Consider the following 4517-nt stretch of genomic DNA (forward strand, 5'->3'; position numbering starts at 1 on the left):
CCCGCCCCCGCGCGCTGCGGGCGGCGCGCGGGCGCGCGGCCGCCCGACCGCCTGGCCGGGCGGCGGGGCGCACGCCGGGCCGCCGGGCTGGGCGACCCCGCGCCCCGCCCCGCCCCCACACCCCCGCCCGCGTCGCCGCCCGTGCCTCGGCCCGCGCCCGCCGGGGCGCGTCCGGCGGGCGGAACGGACGGCGACATCGCGGTCATCGGGGCGAGCGGCCGGTACCCGGGCGCGCCGGACCTGGACACGTTCTGGGCCAACCTCGACGCGGGCCGCGACAGCGTCACCGAGATCCCCGGCGAACGCTGGGACTGGCGGGCCCACTTCGACCCCCGGCGCGGCCGGGACCAGCGCACCTACGGTCGCTGGGGCGGCTTCCTGGAGGGCATCGACCTCTTCGACCCCGCGTTCTTCGGCATCCTCCCCAAGGACGCCGCCGACATCGACCCGCAGGAACGGCTCTTCCTGGAAACCTGCTGGGAGTTGCTGGACCGGGCCGGGCGCCTGGGCGAGACCACCCACGAGCGGATGACCGGCGTCTTCGCGGGCGTGATGTACGGCTCGTACGGCCGTCTCGCCGCCACCGGCTGGGACCGGGGCCGGCTCTCCGGGGCGCACTCCGCCTACTGGTCCGTCGCCAACCGCGTGTCGTACCACTTCGACTTCGAGGGCCCCAGCTTCGCGGTCGACTCGGCCTGCTCGTCCTCCCTGACGGCCGTGCACCTCGCGTGCGAGAGCCTGCGGCGCGGCGAGTGCCGCATGGCCGTGGCCGGTGGCGTGAACCTCGTCCTGCACCCGTCGCACCATGTGGCGCTGTCGGCGATGAACATGCTCTCCGCCGACGGCGCCTGCAAGGTCTTCGACGCGCGGGCGGACGGCTTCACGCCCGGCGAGGGCGTCGGCGCCGTCCTGCTGCGCCCGCTCGCCGACGCCGTGCGCGACGGTGACGAGATCCTCGCCGTGATCAAGGGCGGCATGGTCAACGCCGGTGGCCGGACGGGCGGTTACACCGTTCCCAACCCCGGTGCCCAGGCGCGGCTGATCGCGCGGGCCGTGCGGCGGTCCGGTGTCGATCCGCGGAGCATCGGCTACCTGGAGGCGCACGGCACGGGCACGGCGCTCGGCGACCCGATCGAAATGGCGGCGCTGCACCAGGCGTTCGAGGAGCTGGGGGCGGCGCCCGACCGCTGCGCGGTCTCCTCCGTCAAGGCGAACATCGGGCACCTGGAGGGCGCCGCGGGCATCGCCGGACTGACCCGGGTGCTGCTGCAGATGCGGCACGGCCGGATCGCGGGCTGCGCCCATCTCGACGAGGTGAACCCCCGGATCGAGCTGCCCGAACGGAGCCCGTTCCGGCTGCCGCGCGGCTCAGAGCCCTGGCCGCGGCCGGAGGGCCAGGACGGACGCCCCGCGCCCCGCCGCGCCGGGATCAGCTCCTTCGGCGCGGGCGGCGCCAACGCCCATCTGATCGTCGAGGAGTACCTGCCCGGCGCCACGGCGGACCGCGACGAGCCCGCCGCGACACCCGGCGCGACGGAACTGTTCCTGCTCTCCGCCCGCACCGGCGAGCAACTCGCCGAGTACGCCCGCCGCGTCGCCGCGACGATCGGTGAACCGGACGGCGGGACCGGCCCGTCGCTCCGTCGTCTGGCCCACACCAGCCAGGTCGGGCGGCGGGACCTGCCCGTGCGCGTCGCCGTCCCGGCCCGGTCGGCGGACGAACTGCGCGCCCGGCTCGCCGCCTTCGCCTCGGGCGGGCGCGACGAGCGGGTGATCACCGGGACGGCCGGGGCCGATCCGCTGGCGTCCGCGCTGCTCTCCGGCGAGGACGGCGCCGCGTTCCTCGACGGTCTCCTCGCGCGGCGCGACCTGGAGAAGCTGGCCCGGATCTGGGTCACCGGCGTCACGGTCGCGTGGGACCGGCTGTGGCCGGCGCCCGCACCGCGCCGGGTGGCGCTGCCGCCGTACCCGTTCGACCGCCGCCGCCACTGGCTGACCCTGCCCGAGCCGCCGACCACGACCGCCGTGCCCGAGCCACCGGCCGCGACCGAGGAGCCCGGGACGGAGCAGCCCGGGACCGGGGAGGCGCCGGTCGTCGCGGGCGAGCCGCGTTACCTCCGGCCCGTCCATGTGCCCGCTCCGCTCCCCTCGCCCGGCGCCGCCGGGGACGGGGGGCCGCGCGAGGTGCTGCTGCTGGCCGCCCCCGCCACCACGGCCACCGCCGAGGCGCTGGCCGCGCTGCTGGCGGCACGCGGCGCGCGCCGCGTCACGGTGTTCCCCGGCGGGCCCGCGCCCGTGCCCGCCGGGACCGACCGGTGGACCATGGACCTGTCGTCGCCCGAGGCGTACGCGGCGCTGCTGGCCCGGCTCGCCGACGCGGGCCGGCGCCCCGACGCGGTCGTGCACCTCCCGGACGGCACGGCGGACCCGGCCGGGCCGCCGTCCGCCGTCCTGCTCCCGCTGTGGTCCGCCGCCGAGGCGCTGCTCGACCGCGGCGCCCCCCGCCCGCTGCGGCTCGTGCACGTGGTCCCCCCGGCGGCGCCGGCCCGGCACACCGCCATGGCCGCCGTGCTGCGCACGCTGGCGCTGGAGCACACGGGCTGTAGCGGTGTCTGCCTGACCCAGGAGCCGGACACCGCGCCCGGCCGCGCTGCCGACCGGATCGCCGCCGAACTCGCGGCACCCGGCGGGCAGTTCGAGATCGAGTACCGGGACGGCGAGCGTCTGGAACGGCGGGTCGAACCGTTCGCCCCGACCGGCGACGACGCCCCGTCCGCCCTGCCGCTGCGCCCCGGCGGCACGTACCTGCTGCTGGGCGGCACCGGCGCCCTGGCCCTGCACACGGCCGAGTTCCTGGCCCGCCACGGCCGCCCGCTGACCCTGGTCCTCGCGGCCCGTTCCGCCCCCGGCGACGACGCCCGCCGCCGTATGGCCACGGTGGCGGGCGACGGGGTCACCGTGCACTGGGCCACGGCGGACGTCACCGACCGGGCCGGGGTCGAGCGGCTGGTCGCGGAGACGGCGGAACGGTTCGGCGGCCCGCACGGCGTGATCCACGCCGCCGGGATCACCCGGGACGGCCTGGCCGCCGGGAAGGACCGCGCGGCGCTGGCCTCGGTGCTCGCTCCCAAGGTGACCGGCGTGCTGAACGTGGACGCCGCCCTCGGGGACCGCCCGCTGGACTTCCTCGTCCTGTACTCCTCGGTGGCCGCCGAGACCGGCAACATCGGGCAGGCCGACTACGCGTACGCCAACGCCTTCCTCAACCGCTTCGCGGAGGAACGGGAGGCGCGCCGCCGGGCGGGCGAGCGGCACGGGCGGACCGTCGCGATCGGCTGGCCGCTCTGGGCGGACGGCGGGATGACCGTGGACGACGGCGTCCGTGACCTGTTCGCCCGCCGGTGGGACATGGCGCCGATGAGCACCGGGACCGGGCTGCGCGTCCTGTGCCGGGCCCTCGGCGGGACGGAGCCGGTGCTGCTGGCCGTCGAGAGCGCGACGGCCCCGGCCCGGACGCTCCCGGCCGAGCAGGTCACCAGCGCACACCTCACGGCCGAGCGGGTCACGACCGGACATGTCACGGCAGCCGGGCCGGAGGAGCTGGCGGCCGAGGTGTCGGCCACGCTGCGCCGGGTCGCCGCCGGGTTCCTGATGGTGGACGAGCACGAGGTGGACCCGCGCGCCGAACTCCTCGACTCCGGCTTCGACTCGATCTCCCTCACCCAGCTCACCGGCGAGGTCAACGACATCTACGGGCTGGACCTGCTGCCCACCGTCCTGTTCGAGTGCCCGACCCTCGACGACTTCGCCCGCCACCTGTGCGCCCACCACGGCCCGGCCATCACCGCCGCCGCCACCGGCGGACCGCCCGTCGCGGCCCCGGCGCCCGCCGCGCCCGCCCCGGACCCCGCACCGCCGCCGCCACCGCGGGTCGCGCCGCGCCCGGCCGCCGTCACCGCCCCGGCGGAGACCGGGCGACAGCAGCCCGTCGCCGTCATCGGGATGGCCGGCATCCTGCCGGGCTCCCCGACGCTGACGGCGTTCTGGGACCATCTCGCGGCGGGCCGGGACCTGGTGGGACCGGTGCCCGGGGACCGGGCGGCGCTGCTCGCCGACCCCCGCACCCGGCAGGCGCGCGGCGGGTTCCTCCCGGACATCGCCGGGTTCGACGCCCGGTTCTTCTCCATCTCCCCGGCCGAGGCCGCCCTGATGGACCCGCAGCAGCGGCTGTTCCTGGAGGTCGTCTGGCGCGCGTTCCAGGACGCCGGATACGCCTCGGCCGACCTCGCGGGCAGCGCCACCGGCCTGTTCGCCGGGGTCTCCACCTCCGACTACGACGACCTGCTGCGCGACGACCCCGCCGCCGTCCGCGCCCACATGGCCAGCGGCCTGTCACACGCCGTGCTGGCCAACCGCGTCTCCCACCACTTCGGCCTGCGCGGGCCGAGCGAGGCCGTGGACACGGCGTGTTCCAGCGCCCTGGTGGCGCTGCACCGGGCCGTGCGCGCCCTCGCCGC

Annotated in this window: 1 protein-coding gene; it reads left to right on the top strand. The window is 77.7% G+C overall.

The features are described 5' to 3' along the window. On the top strand, positions 1-4517 hold a 4517-nt coding region (locus BN2279_RS07385), incomplete at both ends, for an SDR family oxidoreductase (protein WP_159037099.1).

It is taken from the genome of Streptomyces specialis, from assembly GCF_001493375.1.
GTDB classification, from domain to species: domain Bacteria; phylum Actinomycetota; class Actinomycetes; order Streptomycetales; family Streptomycetaceae; genus Streptomyces; species Streptomyces specialis.